Source organism: Hanstruepera marina (assembly GCF_019880635.1).
Taxonomy (GTDB): Bacteria; Bacteroidota; Bacteroidia; order Flavobacteriales; family Flavobacteriaceae; genus Hanstruepera; species Hanstruepera marina.
Window position 1 is genome coordinate 379,543 of the sequence record NZ_JAINVX010000005.1, and the last position, 15,653, is coordinate 395,195.

19 protein-coding genes and 1 tRNA gene are annotated in these 15,653 nt (G+C 33.6%); 9 read left to right on the forward strand and 11 right to left on the reverse strand.

Translation table 11 applies throughout. From position 1 onward, the window contains the following. Window positions 1-17 precede the first annotated feature (17 nt). The 6 genes from K7G76_RS14165 (at window position 18) to K7G76_RS14190 (ending at window position 3,919) form a co-directional block, all read left to right on the forward strand. Complete coding sequence (locus tag K7G76_RS14165) at window positions 18-839, forward strand: Two component regulator three Y domain protein (RefSeq protein WP_223034867.1); 822 nt, start codon at window positions 18-20, stop codon at window positions 837-839. Between the two features lie 70 nt (window positions 840-909). Beyond that, window positions 910-1,092 carry a CPXCG motif-containing cysteine-rich protein gene (locus K7G76_RS14170; RefSeq protein ID WP_223034868.1) on the forward strand — a complete coding sequence of 61 codons (183 nt, stop codon included), beginning with the start codon at window positions 910-912 and terminating at the stop codon, window positions 1,090-1,092. 56 nt (window positions 1,093-1,148) lie between these two features. Beyond that, a tRNA-Met gene (locus K7G76_RS14175) sits at window positions 1,149-1,221 on the forward strand. Window positions 1,222-1,277: 56 nt separating this feature from the next. Beyond that, window positions 1,278-2,597, forward strand: coding sequence for a tyrosine-type recombinase/integrase (locus K7G76_RS14180; RefSeq protein ID WP_223034869.1), 1,320 nt, complete (start codon window positions 1,278-1,280; stop codon window positions 2,595-2,597). 8 nt (window positions 2,598-2,605) lie between these two features. Continuing rightward, window positions 2,606-3,289, forward strand: coding sequence for a hypothetical protein (locus K7G76_RS14185; protein WP_223034870.1), 684 nt, complete (start codon window positions 2,606-2,608; stop codon window positions 3,287-3,289). 45 nt (window positions 3,290-3,334) lie between these two features. Continuing rightward, window positions 3,335-3,919: a hypothetical protein gene (locus K7G76_RS14190; RefSeq protein ID WP_223034871.1), complete on the forward strand. Its 585-nt coding sequence runs from the start codon at window positions 3,335-3,337 to the stop codon at window positions 3,917-3,919. A gap of 306 nt (window positions 3,920-4,225) precedes the next feature. Here K7G76_RS14190 and K7G76_RS14195 read toward each other — a convergent pair whose 3' ends face one another. Continuing rightward, window positions 4,226-4,996 (reverse strand): XRE family transcriptional regulator, encoded by a 771-nt coding sequence (locus tag K7G76_RS14195; protein ID WP_223034872.1) that lies wholly within the window; start codon window positions 4,994-4,996, stop codon window positions 4,226-4,228. Window positions 4,997-5,048: 52 nt separating this feature from the next. Between K7G76_RS14195 and K7G76_RS14200 the strand changes: the two genes are divergently transcribed. Genes K7G76_RS14200 through K7G76_RS14210 form a run of 3 tightly spaced genes read left to right on the forward strand, consistent with a single transcriptional unit; the run spans window position 5,049 to window position 9,992 of the window. Further along, window positions 5,049-6,263, forward strand: coding sequence for a DNA polymerase Y family protein (locus tag K7G76_RS14200; RefSeq protein WP_223034873.1), 1,215 nt, complete (start codon window positions 5,049-5,051; stop codon window positions 6,261-6,263). Beyond that, window positions 6,263-9,220 carry a DNA polymerase III subunit alpha gene (locus K7G76_RS14205; protein ID WP_223034874.1) on the forward strand — a complete coding sequence of 986 codons (2,958 nt, stop codon included), beginning with the start codon at window positions 6,263-6,265 and terminating at the stop codon, window positions 9,218-9,220. Before K7G76_RS14200 ends, K7G76_RS14205 begins: the two co-directional genes overlap by 1 nt. Window positions 9,221-9,254: 34 nt before the next feature. After that, window positions 9,255-9,992, forward strand: a complete 738-nt coding sequence (locus tag K7G76_RS14210) for an SOS response-associated peptidase (RefSeq protein WP_223034875.1) — start codon at window positions 9,255-9,257, stop codon at window positions 9,990-9,992. Between the two features lie 248 nt (window positions 9,993-10,240). Here K7G76_RS14210 and K7G76_RS14215 read toward each other — a convergent pair whose 3' ends face one another. From K7G76_RS14215 to K7G76_RS14260, 10 genes are all read right to left on the reverse strand, one after another. Beyond that, window positions 10,241-10,672 (reverse strand): hypothetical protein, encoded by a 432-nt coding sequence (locus tag K7G76_RS14215; protein ID WP_223034876.1) that lies wholly within the window; start codon window positions 10,670-10,672, stop codon window positions 10,241-10,243. Further along, window positions 10,669-11,091: a tetratricopeptide repeat protein gene (locus K7G76_RS14220; protein ID WP_223034877.1), complete on the reverse strand. Its 423-nt coding sequence runs from the start codon at window positions 11,089-11,091 to the stop codon at window positions 10,669-10,671. The genes K7G76_RS14215 and K7G76_RS14220 overlap by 4 nt, the downstream gene beginning before the upstream one ends. Before the next feature lie 235 nt (window positions 11,092-11,326). Next, complete coding sequence (locus K7G76_RS14225; protein WP_223034878.1) at window positions 11,327-11,728, reverse strand: hypothetical protein; 402 nt, start codon at window positions 11,726-11,728, stop codon at window positions 11,327-11,329. A gap of 476 nt (window positions 11,729-12,204) precedes the next feature. Beyond that, window positions 12,205-12,738 carry a hypothetical protein gene (locus K7G76_RS14230; protein WP_223034879.1) on the reverse strand — a complete coding sequence of 178 codons (534 nt, stop codon included), beginning with the start codon at window positions 12,736-12,738 and terminating at the stop codon, window positions 12,205-12,207. A gap of 179 nt (window positions 12,739-12,917) precedes the next feature. Continuing rightward, window positions 12,918-13,529 carry an immunity protein Imm33 domain-containing protein gene (locus K7G76_RS14235; protein ID WP_223034880.1) on the reverse strand — a complete coding sequence of 204 codons (612 nt, stop codon included), beginning with the start codon at window positions 13,527-13,529 and terminating at the stop codon, window positions 12,918-12,920. A 164-nt stretch (window positions 13,530-13,693) separates the two neighbouring features. Then, window positions 13,694-14,146 carry a hypothetical protein gene (locus tag K7G76_RS14240; protein ID WP_223034881.1) on the reverse strand — a complete coding sequence of 151 codons (453 nt, stop codon included), beginning with the start codon at window positions 14,144-14,146 and terminating at the stop codon, window positions 13,694-13,696. Window positions 14,147-14,303: 157 nt separating this feature from the next. Then, window positions 14,304-14,606, reverse strand: a complete 303-nt coding sequence (locus K7G76_RS14245) for a type II toxin-antitoxin system RelE/ParE family toxin (RefSeq protein WP_062623211.1) — start codon at window positions 14,604-14,606, stop codon at window positions 14,304-14,306. After that, a complete protein-coding gene (locus tag K7G76_RS14250; RefSeq protein WP_024742610.1) occupies window positions 14,603-14,845 on the reverse strand; it encodes a type II toxin-antitoxin system ParD family antitoxin in 243 nt (80 codons plus the stop codon). Before K7G76_RS14250 ends, K7G76_RS14245 begins: the two co-directional genes overlap by 4 nt. Window positions 14,846-15,040: 195 nt before the next feature. Then, a complete protein-coding gene (locus tag K7G76_RS14255) occupies window positions 15,041-15,217 on the reverse strand; it encodes a hypothetical protein (protein WP_223034882.1) in 177 nt (58 codons plus the stop codon). Window positions 15,218-15,234: 17 nt separating this feature from the next. Beyond that, window positions 15,235-15,555, reverse strand: a complete 321-nt coding sequence (locus tag K7G76_RS14260) for a hypothetical protein (RefSeq protein WP_223034883.1) — start codon at window positions 15,553-15,555, stop codon at window positions 15,235-15,237. Window positions 15,556-15,653 lie beyond the last annotated feature (98 nt).

Here is a 15,653-nt window from a genome sequence, read left to right on the forward strand (position 1 = left end):
CCCAAATCTATTGAAATATGAGAACTTTTACACAAACACTTATGTGTCTTTTTGTTTCTGCGATTACGTTTGCAAATGTCTCTACAAACGAAAAGGAAGTACTAATAGCTTTATATAACTCAACACAAGGCGAGCAGTGGAAAAATACTTGGGATTTGAATGCTCCAGTTGAAACATGGTACGGAGTAACCCTTAAAAACAATCATGTTGTTGAATTGAGTTTAGAGTTTAATAACCTTCAAGGGCCTTTGCCACAAGAAATAGGTGAACTTGCTTATTTACAAAAACTAAATTTAGGTTTTAATAAGATTTCTGGAGAATTGCCGACTTCTATTGGAAACTTAAAGGAATTGGTGTCTTTAGAATTATTCATGAATAGTTTAGAAGGTAAAATTCCTAACGAAATTGGACAACTTTCAAATTTAGAAATATTAAGATTATACAGTAATAATTTAATAGGAGAAATTCCAACAACTATTGGTAACCTAACCAATTTGAAAGAATTATTACTTGGAAGCAACAATTTAACAGGAACTATTCCAACTCAAATAGCTACCCTAATTAACCTACAAAAATTAAGTTTAATCGATAATGAGATTTCTGGTGAAGTACCAGTTGAGATTGCAGGATTATTACAATTGGAAGAATTGATTTTAGCCAGTAATGAATTAACAGGTGACTTGCCGTTCGAGATTTCTCATTTTCCTAAATTAGAAACGTTTATGGTAAGTGACAACAAATTAAATCAAGACTACATTAGTATGATAAATGGCAATAATCCAAATTTCCTGGATTTCAATGCCAGTACTGAAGCAACAACAATTACAGATAATGATTAATTATTAAGTTTTAATATCATTAAAAAAGAGGAGGTCAAATTAAAGGCCTCTTTTTTTGTATTTTTAAGGTATGGTTCAGCAATTTTTTCAATGCCCTTATTGTTGGGAAACTATATCTATGTTTTTGGATGAATCCATTACTAAACAAGACTATATTGAAGATTGTGAAGTATGTTGTAACCCTATTCAAATTCAATTCATAATTGATAAAGCAGAGGTGATATTGTTTGAAGCCAAAAGTATTGAGCAATAATTTATGCAAATAATGCTTGTTATATTTAAAAACGGTTGTATATTTGCAGTCCACATCGCGGGATAGAGCAGTAGGTAGCTCGTCGGGCTCATAACCCGAAGGTCACTGGTTCGAGTCCAGTTCCCGCTACTATCGATAATCGGTTTTAAAATCAATGGTTTTGTTTACGCAAAACCATTTTTTTTATGTTTACATTAAATGATTATCTTGCCGATGAACACGGAATTGAACACGATTTAGAACACAATTTGCTAAAAAAGAAAAATTTCTCCTCTCCAAAAATCTACAATGCCAATGGTAATTTAAGCAGGCGCTGGTATGTTTATTTTTCATTTCGAAATCCTCAAACAGGAAAGCTTCAAAGAATGAAGAATATTTATGGAACTGCAAATAATTATGATTCCAAAGAAGACCGTTTAGCAGTTCTAACAGTTTACAGAAACAAGTTAAAGCAATTATTAAAAGAAGGTTTTAATCCATTTGAAGATAATTCTAAACTTATTGAAAAACGAAATCAAAAAAGTTCTGATGAGAAAGTTGAGGAATTTATTTCGTCTGATAGCATTGAAGAGCCTAAAGGGTCAATTGATGTTGCAGAGCCTTCTATATCGATACAAGATGCCTTTTCAAGAGGTTTAAAGCTAAAGGATAAGCTTTTGAGCAATACAACCAAGAGGAGTTTTGAAAACCGAATAAAGAACTTTGGTAAATGGATAATCGACAACCATCCTGAAAAGACTTCCATAACGGAAATTGACAAGAGACTTGTTATGGACTTTTTAAACGAGATGTTGGGTAGGACAAGTCCAAGGAACAGAAATAATTATAGAACTGACTTAAGCAGTTTATTCCAGGCATTGGAAGATGATGACATTATTGAGGCAAATTTCATAAAAAAAATACCAGTTCTCAAATCCATACCTAAACGAAATAAAGCTTACTCTCCAGAAGTACAAGAAGAAATATTTGAATACCTTGAAAAGCATGATAAGGACTTGTTGCTTTTCATCAAATTTATTTCTTATAATTTTTTGAGACCCATTGAAGTCTGTAGACTGAAAGTTGGTGATTTGGACATAAAGCACAAGAAAGTCAATTTTCAAGCAAAAAATAGTCCCCTAAAGACTAAAATTATTCCTGACATCATGATTGAAGAGATTCCTGATCTATCGAAAATGAAAAAAGGAATGTGGCTGTTTACTCCAGAAGGAATTGGAGGAGATTGGAATACTGAACTTGAGAATAGGCGTGACTACTTTACCAAACGTTTTAAAAGGACTGTCAAGGATAAATTTGGACTAGGTCCGGAATTTGGACTTTACAGTTTTAGGCATACATTTATTACCAAGCTTTACCGTCAGATAAGGAAAACAGCTACTCCATTTGAAGCAAAAAGCCATTTGATGCAAATTACTGGACATACATCGATGAAAGCACTTGAAAAATACTTGAGAGAGATTGATGCTGAACTTCCTGAAGATTATTCCGAGCTAATAAAACCTTAAATGTAAACATGGAAGAATCACTCAAGGACAAACACCAGAGATTTGTTGAAAGGCTTTATAAACCTTTCATATTCTATATACCCAGAAGGCTTTACACGGAACTAGATCCAAAAGGGAATTGGGATCATGAAAAGTTTGATGGCGTGTTTGATACGGTTGTCCTTATCAAGGAGGATGGAAGCAATCAAGCTCTTGATGATGGCCCATCCAACTTTTACATTCTTCCAAAAGGATTGGTGTTGAGTAAAAACACCTATGACTTATTTGATCTAAAGGAAAAACAAAACGATCCTTCTTTTCGTTTTTTATTGGATAATTATTTAAAGAACCTCGTCTTTTATGTCAGGATTTCCAAATGGATGTATGACAATATCATAACAGACATCAAGGAGATTCGAAAAGAGACCTTGTTTTCATTTGAGAAGCAGATGGAAATTTTCCAGGAACATTGGAATTATTTACAAGAAAACTTTAAAAAGGAAGACCACCAAACTACTAATCCACTTGAAGGGGAAATCAAGAAAGAAGATCTCAAGACGGTAAATAATCTGATTAATATTCCCAATGTAGCAAAAACGGAACATGGTATAAATGCGAAACTAAAACCTAAAAAGAAAGAAAAGAAAATACTTGTAACAGATGAGGAAGCAGAGAAGTTCTTGCTCAAAACAGTTTTCAAGGTAAATTCATAGTATTGAAAGCATCAAGTTCAAGATTACCATTAAAAGTAAATCATTATGTCAAAAAAAAACCCTATTAAGAATAGTGACCCTTCCATAAACTTTAGGTTGCCCAAAGAACTAAAGGCATCTATTGAAGAAAAGGCTCAAGAAAAAAATCAAACGAGTTCGGCATATTTAAGAGACTTGTTAGAGAGCGTACTTAATGGTGATTACTGTTACAAAGAACAGGTAAAGGATAGGGTAGAATCATTCTTGTATTCTAAAGAATTTTTACAATTAATGATATGGATTTACAGGAAGAAGGAAATAGGGGAGTTAGAGATAGAAAAGAATGAATTGGATAGGTATATAAAAACATTGAAAAATATTGATGGACATCTTCCTCAAAAAATTACTAGAGAGTTTGATAAAGTTCTTAAGGATGTAATAGATTTAAGAGATGATAACAGCTATGCATCTAGGAGTAAATTTGAGTTTCATGCAGCCAGTCGTGAATACCAAAAATTTAATTTGAAGTCGGTTGAAGAATACTTCTTGGATGAAAGAATGCAACAAGTATTTTTAAACACTAAAGGAGTCAAGAATATTGAAGTGCCCGATTTAAAGGGGTTTAATATTCCGAATTTAGAACAAAAATAATTGTGATAAAATCTGTGATAATTTTTTATCACAAAATACAAACGAGAGCAACAAACCATTGTTTTAGACTACAAATGTGGTCTAAAACAGCCGCTTTTGGGTGTAAAACCTTATAATAATCACACACATACCTCAATAATTGTTATCACAAAATTTTAGAATAGATTAATCCTAGTATAGTTTATACTTCCAATTACTATTCATCTTTGCAATTGAAATTATGTCAAAAAATAATATAGGTCAAAGCCCATATTTTGATTTGGAAAAAGGCGAAGTCGTTTTTCGTTATGGATAGAGTTAATACAATTAACTGATTTTTTTTAATGCTTCTAACTCAACACCCAAACTATTAAACATAGAAATGATACTGCTTATTTTAAGTTCTTCCTTGTCATATTCTTGGGTGTTAATGCTACAGGTATATTCCCAAATTTCCAAAACTTCATCAATTGATATTTCATAAGGTTGATAAAGAGGATTGTCCGAAATTAATAATAACGAGTTACGCTCTTTTATGTTATTATTAATCCGTTTGTAAACCATACCATCATTTAATGTCAAGAGAATATAGGTTTTATTATCTGTTATATCCTTTCGATCCTCTATAAATTTTCCAACTACATAAGAACCTTCCTTTAACGGCAACATGGAATCACCTTTAATAGGAAAAGCACGATGCTTTCCAGAAGGCAAAAAAGGTAATTTAATCTTTTGTAACTGTTCAATGTATTCGGGATCATCATACCCAGATAAATAGCCAGCAGATGCCTTAACAGGAACTACTTCAATAAGGTTTTCATTACTTTCATCAACAGTAATTGGAAACAATACACGTTTGTTTCCCACTTCTATAAAGGATGTGTCCTTTGATTTGGTCAAATCATTTTTGATTAAGATGTCAACGGGTATTTTAAAGTAGTCCGACAACAAAACCAGCATTTTAATATTGGGAGCTGATCGTCCCTCTTCATAGGAACTTATCCGTGAACGAGTAACTTTTAAATCCTCTGCAAGCTCCTCTTGGGTTAAAGACTTCAGATTTCTTAAGTGTCTGATGTTTTTTTGGATATTTTCCATATTGCTACAAATATAAGCAATAAATGCTTATAAATGTAGCTAATTTTGTTATATGAATAAACAAGTCTTACATCTTGATTTAGATACATTCTTTGTGTCCTGTGAACGATTAATTGACAGTCGGCTAAAAAAACGTCCACTTATGGTTGGTGGAACAGGAGATAGAGGTGTTGTAGCTGCTTGTAGTTATGAAACTAGAAAATTTGGAGTGCATTCTGGTATGTCCATGAAAGTAGCAAGGCGGTTGTGTCCTGAAGCAGTAGTCATAAGAGGTAATTCTTCAATTTATACTAAATACTCCCATATGGTCACCGAAATAATCAAAGAGCGCGTGCCCGTTTTTGAAAAGGCTAGTATAGATGAGTTTTATGCTGATTTAAGTGGCATGGATAAGTTTTTTGGAAGCTATAAGTATGCTTCAGAACTACGTCAAAAAATAATAAGTGAAACAGGTCTGCCAATTTCTTTCGGACTGTCAACAAATAAGATTGTTTCCAAGGTTGCAACTGGTGAAGCAAAACCCAATAACCAATTGCGCATTGATATGGGGTATGAAAAATCGTTTTTAGCACCTCTATCCATTCGTAAAATTCCCTCTGTTGGAGATAAAACCTATCAAGTTTTAAGAAATTTTGGTGTTGATAAGGTAAGGGTTGTTCAGCAGATGCCATTGGAGTTGATGATAAGTGTTTTGGGTTTAAATGGCAAAACAATCTGGAAAAGAGCAAACGGTTTGGACAATCCGCCATTGATTCCATTTCATGAACGAAAATCAATTTCTACAGAACGGACATTTACTAAAGATACCATTGACATTGTTAAATTGAGGACGACCATATTCGCTATGGCTGAAAACTTGGCTTTTCAATTAAGAAGAGCTAATAAATTATCAGCTTGTATTGCGGTAAAGATTAGGTATTCAGATTTTAATACCTATACCAAACAACTTAAGATTCCTTACACCAGTGCTGACCATGTAATTGTTCCTGCTGTATTGGAGCTTTTTGACAAATTATATGAGCGCAGGTTGCTAATCAGATTGGTTGGTGTTAAGTTCAGTAATATAGTCAGTGGTAATTATCAAATTAACCTATTTGATGACACCGAAGAAATGTTGAACCTGTATAATGCAATGGATACTATAAGGAGCAAATATGGAGAATTAAGTATTCAAAGAGCAGCATCAATGGGAGCCAAAACCATTGGGAGATTTAACAATCCATTTAGTGGCGAACCACCAATTGTATTAGCCCATCGTAAACAATAATGTATCTCAATTGTCACACATACTACTCTTTAAGATTTGGCACATTTTCAGAAGTTGAACTTTTGGAGCTTGCAATAGCCAACAATTTAAAGAGCATTGCACTTACGGATATTAACAATACTTCAGCATGTCTAAACTTTATTCGTAAGTCTAAAGATTTTGGTATCAAACCGATTGTTGGAATTGATTTTAGGAATGGTGCAAAACAACAGTTTGTAGGGATAGCAAAAAACAATAATGGTTTTTATGAGTTAAACCGTTTTTTGTCAAACCAGTCACATAGTAAAAAACCGTTTGATGATATAGCTCCTAGTTTTAAAAATGCAATTGTAGTCTATCCACTGGAACAGGTCATGCAGATTGAAAAAAGGAGTTTTCAATCCCATGAATTTATAGGAATAAGTATCAATGACCTTAAAAAACTTCCGTTTACAATCTATAAGGATTTTGTGGACAGATTGGTTTTGCAACAGCAGGTAACCATCAGAAACAAAAAAGACTTTAATGCGCATAGGTTATTACGGGCAATTGACAAAAACACTTTGTTGAGCAAATTGTCAAAATCGGAAGAATGTTCAGAAAATGATAAAATATACTCCAAAGACGATTTGAATAAGTACTTTGAACTTTTCCCATTCATATTAAAAAATACTGAAAATTTAATGTCACAATGTAGCATTGAATTTGAATTTGGTGTTGATAGAATTTCACAAAACCAAGGTTTGTATTTAGACTCTAAAGAAGCAGATTTTGATTTGTTAAAAAACCTCTGTTTTGAAAAGTTACCGTTGCGTTACACAGATCCTTCCAATAAAGTCAAACATCGTCTTGAAAGAGAACTAAATACCATTAGAGACATGAATTTTGTGGCATATTTTCTAATTAATTATGATATAGTAAACTATGCCAAAAGTAAAGGTTTTGTTCATGTAGGTAGGGGAAGTGGAGCCAATAGTATTGTAGCTTATATAATAGGAATTACGGATGTTGATCCCATTGAATTAGATTTATACTTTGAACGATTCATCAACCCATATAGAAGTTCTCCACCAGATTTTGATATTGATTTTTCATGGAAAGAACGAGAGGAAATAACAGAGTATATTTTTAACAGGTTTGAACACGTGGCGCTATTGGCAGTTTATAACACGTTTAAATATCGTTCAGTAGTCAGGGAATTGGGAAAGGTCTTTGGGTTGCCAAAAGAGGAGATAGATAAGTTAAGTACTGGACGATATGAAACACCACAATTAGATGAATTGGGAGAATTGGTTGTTAAGTATGGGAAGTTAATCAAGGGGTTTCCTAATTATGTAAGTGTCCACTCTTGTGGTATATTAATTTTAGACAAGCCAATATATTACTATTCTGCAACTGATTTGCCACCCAAAGGATTTCCGACCGTTCAATTTGATATGATAATTGCTGAAGATGTAGGAATCTTCAAATTTGACATTTTAGGTCAAAGAGGATTAGCAAAAATTAAGGATACTTTAGATATTGTCAAGTACAACAGACCTGAATTACCTGCAATTGACATAACGCAGGTTGAAAAGTTCAAGAAAGACCCAAATGTAAATGCCATGCTAAAAGAAGGCAAGGCTACAGGTGCATACTATGTTGAATCTCCAGCTATGAGGGGCTTAATGTGTAAACTACAAACACAGGATTATTTGGGATTGGTTGCAGCAAGTTCAATTATTAGACCAGGAGTATCCAGTTCAGGCATGAAAAATGAGTTTATAATCAGGCAAAGACACCCAGAAAAAAGAAAAAATGCCAATAAGATACTTTTGGAAATAATGCCAGAAACCTACGGTATCATGGTTTATCAAGAGGATGTTCTGAAGGTGGCAAATCAGTTTGCAGGTTTGGACTTGGGTGAGGCTGATGTATTGCGTAGGGGGATGAGCGGTAAATTTCGTTCAAGAGCGGAATTTAAAGCAGTTGAGGATAAATTTATTGCTAATTGTAAAGATAAAGGCTATGACGATAAATTGACTTTGGAAGTTTGGAACCAAATTAAAAGCTTTGCAGGTTATGCATTTGCAAAAGGGCATTCAGCATCTTATGCTGTTGAGAGTTACCAAAGTTTATTTTTAAAATGTTACTATCCTTTGGAGTTTATGGTAGCTGTTTTAAACAATGGTGGCGGGTTTTATAGTACGGAACATTACATTCACGAAGCCAAAATGTGTGGTGGTATTGTAAAGGCCCCATGCATTAATAATAGTGACCACCCAAACATAATTAAGGGAAACATCATCTATTTAGGGTTTGGTTATCTAAAGAATTTAGAGATTTTTACGATAAAGCGCATTTTAACCGAGCGTCAACTGAATGGAAATTATAAATCTTTGGATGATTTTATTGATCGTGTAACAGTAAGTATTGAACAATTAACTATTCTAATTAGAATTGGAGCTTTCGGTTTTACAGGCATTTCAAAATCAGAGTTATTGTGGAATGCCATTTTTAAGGTTAATAGTAGCAATGCTAATGTCACACAAAAACCATTGTTTAGATTAAACCATAAGGTTTTTAACCTTCCAAAATTTAATACTACTTGGGTTGAAGATTCCTATGACCAAATGGAATTATTGGGTTTCCCTCTATGTAATTATTTTGATTTGATAAATGAACCATTACACCCGCATATACTGGCAAGTGAAATGATGCATAATGTAAACAAAAGCGTTCTTTTATATGGTAAGTTAGTTAACACCCGATTTCATAAAGCATCTAACGGCAAGCTTATGCGATTCTGCACATTAGTTGATAGTGTAGGGGATTATTTTGATACGGTACATTTTCATGATACAGTAGATAAATATCCTATACATGGTATTGGTATTTATGCCTGTTATGGGAAAATTATTGAGGAATTTGGATTTTGTAGCGTTGAAATTATTCGGACTACTAAATTGAGCTTGAAACCAGACCCTAGACTGAATTAGAATTTTTGTAATTTAACACATAAAACTACAGATTATGTGCTTTCATACTGCAATTTGGAAAGAACCAGAGTATTGGGAAAAAAAGTTTAGGGTCAAATTAAGTGATGAACGTTTGAGACCTTATTTTAAAAAACCAAGATACCATTTAAATGGCTTTTCACATCCCAATATGATGGTGATTCCACAAGAGAAATCTGATGTGCTTGCTCCAGCTGTGTGGGGTATTGTTCCAAATAACAAAAAACATGATGAGATAAAGGATTACTATAAAGAAGCTGTAAGGTTTGGAGGTGGACTGAACGGACAATCCGAGAAGGTATTCAATCATTTTATTTACAGGGATTCAATTATGTATAATAGGTGTATTATACCTGTCTCTGGTTTTTTTGAACCACACGACCAAAAAGGTAAAAAGTATCCATTTTTATTTCGTGGTAAGGAGGATGAACCGTTGGCATTAGCGGGGTTATATACAAACATAGACACGTACATAACATTTACAATACTTACAAGGAAAGCATCACCACTTTTTGAAAAAGTCCATAATTTAAAGAGGCGTCAACCCTTAATATTGGGTATGAATCACGCTCACAATTGGCTTTCAGCAGATTTAAATGAGGAAGATATAAGTGAGGTTATTAATTATTCCTTTCCTGAAGAACGATTGGATGCTTACTCTGTTAGCAAGGATTTGTTTAACACAAAAGTTATTAGTGATGTTCCTGACATTATTGAACCATATACTTATGAAGAGTTGGAGCTAAAAATTTGAGTTGAGTACACATAGTTTTTTTGAAAATACTACTTTAAAATTCAAAAAAAAAAAGAAACAATAAACTAGGTGTTTTTTGCTAACGTCTCCGGCTATGAATAGTTGCGTGGGTTAGCACTTAACCTTGCAAGTACACACCAAACTGAAAATCCGCGAGACACGAGCACGAAGTGCGAACTGTGCGCTAGCAAATTTTCAGAAGTAGGCGAGAACGAGCAATTACTTATAGCCATTGTTAGGCAACGTATTTATTTTAGTTTAAATTTCTTTCCTTCTTTATAATCAACTGGCAATTTTGGACTTTTTATTCCAAATGGTCCAGAACCATTGTCATTATAATAATATTCTTTTTTATCATCCGAATATCTACCTGAACAAAGCAGATTGAAAGTTGTACTTTTTCTACTCGATTTTAGCACATTAATATCAATCCAAACAGGTACTTTTCCATTGCGATAAAGTAATTCAACAACCTCTTGGTCAGTTATATCCAATTCCATTTTTCCATCATCTTCTCGATAGATATCAAATTGAGAAAGACTTGGGTCATCTGTCGAAGCATTTAAAACTACATTATACTTGAAATCAGTTGTCAACTTATTTTTTATATAATTCTCCGCAAATTTTAAAGCAACTAAACTTGCACCTTGTAAATGAAATAAGAACTCTTGTTTTGTCATTTTCCGATTAATTTTTCAATCCAATTTTTTGGTTCGATACCGAGTTCTTTTTCCAATTCAGCTATTTCGTTCTTTGTTGGTTGAAATCTTGGTTCAATTTTCTTTGCTTGTTTAAAGTCAGATAAGGCTTTTTCTAATTCTCCATTTTCTTTTCTCAAATAAGCTCGACATCTCCAAAAGGTTGCGTCTTTTGGGTTTAACTCGATTGCTTTTCCGTAATCGCTTTCAGCGTCCTGATTTTTATTCCACTTTTTATTCAATTCCGCTCGATTTGAGTAAGCTATGGAATTCCGCTTATCAAATTCAATTGCTAAATTCAGATTTTCAATTCCTTTTTCAAGTTGTCCAATCTCAAAATGAGCAACTCCTAAATTATTATACGCATTGCTATTTTTCTCCGTTTTCAGTTTTTCATTCAATTCCGATATTGTTTTTTCATATTCCCACATTTCGTCGAAGAATAGAATTCGGAATGATTTATTATATAGTTCTGAAGTCGGTTTCATATGTTACCTAACGGTCTCGGCTATGATTTCGGCGTGGAATCGTCCGCAGGACTATTCCACACAAGAAATCAGTTTAAATATAGGTTTTACTTTTGGTTTATGTACCATCTCCACACTGAATTATAGCCAATGTTGTGTGTATGTACTTTTAATCAATAATAAAACTTAATTCTTTTTTGTCAATAGTTTTGATATAATCTTGGTCAATTCCGTTTGAATCAGAAAAAGCAATTATTACAAAATCAGAGTTATATTCAGAAATGATGCGAAAATCCCCTTGTTCAATTATAAAAGTTTTTTTTGTCATTTTAGGATATTTGCTTTCACTCCAGCCATATATATTAGATTTAATCCAGTCGTTGATTTGAATCCATTTTTCACTTGAAGGTTCTATTTCTAAATATTCAGAAGATAATTTAGAATTATCTGTTTCCTTGAAAACAATGAGATTAAATGGTGTATTTAAATCAATCTCATAATCTAATTTCATTCCAGTTGAGCATTGAAAAAATAAAGGAAAGACAATCAGAAGAGGAAGGATTTTTTTCATTTAGATGGTTTCGGTATTACACACAACTACGGGGCTAAACGTAGTTCAGCCATTATAACGAAGATACGATAAAATGGATAACGATGCCATGATAGTGTTCTGTTAATGATCATGGCATCGGTTTTCAATTAGATAATGAAATTATCGTTAATTGCCATTTTATCTTATTGGGAGTTAGAATGGTTGTGCCAAATTACTTTTAGCCGACGTTCAGTTCAGTTTGGGCTCGAAGCCCGCCTGCGGTGACTATTAAAAGGTTAAGGATTAAGTAGTAATTTGGTTTAGCCCCGTAGTTCAGATCAATTTACTTTAAGATGCAGAGTCTGCGAAGCAGCGCAGATTAAAGTTCACCGCAGGTGAATTGATCTGAACGGGTTTGTGTATGGCTTGTTGCGGAAAATCAGCTATGATTTTCCGCCGTAACCGAAAGATAGCAAATTGCAATGAATTCCGATAAGGAATTCAGCCGCAATGAGCTATACACGTTGTTGTGGTGTCGTTTTTTTTATTTTTATTGTCCAATCAGTTGTGTTTAATTCCATCAATTCATTTCTTTCGTAATTGGCAATTTCTGTGCATTCAAATTCCAATATATTTCCGTTCCAACTTTTAAATTCTATCATATCCATCTCAAAGGGACTTTTGATAATTTGCAAATCAGAAAGTGAATTCTCCAATTTATAAATGTCGCTATATTCTGAAAGGATAAAAGTTCCGTTTGGTGTTACTTCCAAGTTTCCATAATCAGCTTGTTTTTCCGATTCGATGATATTCAATTCAAGCGAATCCATACGAAATGCACAGTCAGAAGTCAAAACAAGAATTTCGTTTTTCTGTTTAGATACTTTTACGTCTTTTGGGAATCCGCGAAACTGTCCGACTTTTTCTATTCCGCTTTCGTCTGTGAACTTTATCCAGGTCCAAGATTGAGAATTCCACACGCTTTCTACGTCATAAATTCGTTCTTCAAATTCTCCAGAGTATGGTTGATTTATTATTTCAGCTTTCACTTAATTTTCTTTGTTTCGGAATGGTTGCTTAAATGCACCACAACGGTCTCGTATAACCGTCAGTTACGGGATTAAAGTTAATGATTTTCGGTTTATCACTGACGTTAGCAATTCCGAGTGGATTCGGACGTAGTCGAATCCGCAGTAATTGCGGTTATACATTGTTGTACACCGTTTTTTCATTCCGTTATTTTTATTTTTTCGTCAAACCAAACATCTTCGTATCCGTTTTTGTCAATTAAAAATCGATAGCCAACATCAAGTCCGAAATATTTAATTAATTCAGGTCGCATTTGAAGCAAATGTTCGGCACACATTGGTCGGAAAAAGTCATCAGATTCCGAATATTCTCCTGTCCAAATATACCAACCTGTAGTTCCTTTTTCCTTTGGATGTCTCAATCCGTGAATTGGGTCAGCATTCAAGTCAGAACCAATTCCGATTTTCAGTTTTTTATTAATCGGATTCCAATTAGACTCATATTTTTCGCAAATCTTTTTTTGTCGGTCGATATGTACGTTCCACAAATTGTAATCCGCTAATAAATCCTCATCCGTTTCCAATTGATGTTTCCAAAGTCTTATGTTTTGTTCTGTAATCGGAAAGTTAATTTCTGGATTGTCCCATTGAAAAATAATATCAGATATTACATCATCGTCCCAATCAAAATGGTCTTCTGTGATTAGATTCCACGCATAATTCTCAAAATCCTTTTCTCGAATTTCACCATTCAGATATTGGTCGCATTTTGCGATTAAGTCCGAACGTGATATTTTGATTTCTTGATTCAATTCTGCGTTTTCTTAAATGGTGTACAACGGTCTAGTATAACCGTCAGTTACGGGTTAATATTCGCAGACTTTTCGGTTAAGCACAGACTTTAGCAATTCCGAGTGGATTCGGACGTAGTCGAATCCGCCGTAATTGCGGTTATACATTGTTGTAGTGCGTTTTTTCATTCAATTATATTTCGATGAATAGTCGTATTGTAAATTTGGACTTTATATTTTCTTTTGTCAATTAATGTGTCTTTCCGTTTTTTGAAATCAATGTCAAAAATTCCGTAGTCAGATTCAACAACTTTTAAAGCATAACTTTCGTTCAGTTTTATTCCAAGATTCTTAATTCCACCATTGGTCAAATATTTTATCTTATGAAATACGGAATCATTTTTCACGAAATAGAAGTAAACAACATCTCTCCGAGTTGTTGTACTTTTGGAAACATTCGGTCTTAATTTTTCAATAATTCCATATGTTTCAAAAGACTCATTTTCCAATTTTTCAGCTCGATTCTTTCGGTTGTGTGTAATTAAAACTGTTAAACAAGTTACAATTCCGACAACTGTTAAAACTGAATAGACTTTGTCTTTTTTACTCCAATATTTTTTCTTCTTTTTTCTTCCCAAAGTTTTTTCTCAAATGCACTACAACGGTCTCGGCTATGAGTAGTTGCGTGGTTTAGCACTAAACTTAGCAAGTACACACCAAACTGAAAATCCGCGAGGATTTTCAGAAGTAGGCTAGAACAAGCAATTATTTATAGCCATTGTTGTGTGCAGTTTTTTATTTCAGTCGTTTTTTAATGTCCATTCGTTGGTGTAAAATTCTAACAATTTCTACGATATCATTTTCCACTTTTCTATAAAAAATCAGATGTGATTTTATTTTAGTCACTCGATAATTCTTTCGAGTTTGTTCTGCTGACTTTCCTGTCATAAAGTTATCAGCTATAAATTCGATTTCCGTAATTATCAAGTCGTAATATCTATCAGCTTGTTCTTTAGACCATTTGTTAAGAGTATAAATCCAAATTTTATCTAAATCCTCAATCGCTTGTTGACTTATGCGATATTTATTTTTACTCATAAGTGTTTACGATGTAATTCTTTCAGATGCTGTTTTGGGTCAAAATTTTCAACAAATCCGCTGTTTTCTCCAACTTCGAGCGCTTTAATCAATTCTCTTTCCTTTTTTTCTTCACGTTCTAATAAACGTAATGCGGAACGAATTACTTCGCTAACCGAACCATATCTTCCAGATTTTACTTCTTCTCTTATAAAATCCTCAAAATGATTTCCGAGTGATATTGATGTGTTTTTTCCCATTTTGAATTAAATTTTATCAAATATACCAAATCTTGGTAACGTAGGCAAATTGCACACAACGGTCTTGGCTATGGTTTCGTTGCGGAATGGTTCGGCAGAACTATTCCGCCGTAAACCAAAGTTAGCAAACACGCAGGAATTTCCGAGAGGAAATTCCGCCGCAATGAACTATAGCCGGTGTTGTACATAGTGCTTTTAGTTTTTAAATTTCACATATTTAGTTTCAAAGTCAAATTCCACCCATTTAATTTTCAGCGTGTCATTTTCTGCTGAAGTTATTGTTCCTTTTTGAACAAAGTCATTATAAAATATCGTGATTTTATTTCCGTCTAAAATGTATGGCATATGTCCATCGCCATCGTAGTCAGCCACAAGGAAATCCTTTGCAGTCAACCAAAAATGGCGTGTGGTCCATTTGGGTCTTGAGTCCAAATTCCGAACGCTTGAGTTGTGTCAATCGTTAAATTCCGTATGATTGTTTTTTCAGGACGTTTTATATTTTCTATTTCAGGGTTGTCAGTGTTATATTCTGAAATCGTAAACGTTTCTTGTTTGTCAGGATTTGCCAATTCATTGTATCCATTTAGAGAATCAGTTTTTAATTCCGATTCCGTATTTGAGTTCAGTCCGTTATTTCTCTTTTCGTTTTTGCACGAAATACTGATTAAAATCAGAACGAAAATTGATATGTAATTCAGTTTTTTCAGCATTATGTACAACGGTTTTGGCTATGGTTTCGTTGCGGAATGGTTCGGGAGAACTATTCCGCCGTAAACCAAAGTTAGCAAACACGTAGGAATTTCCGAGA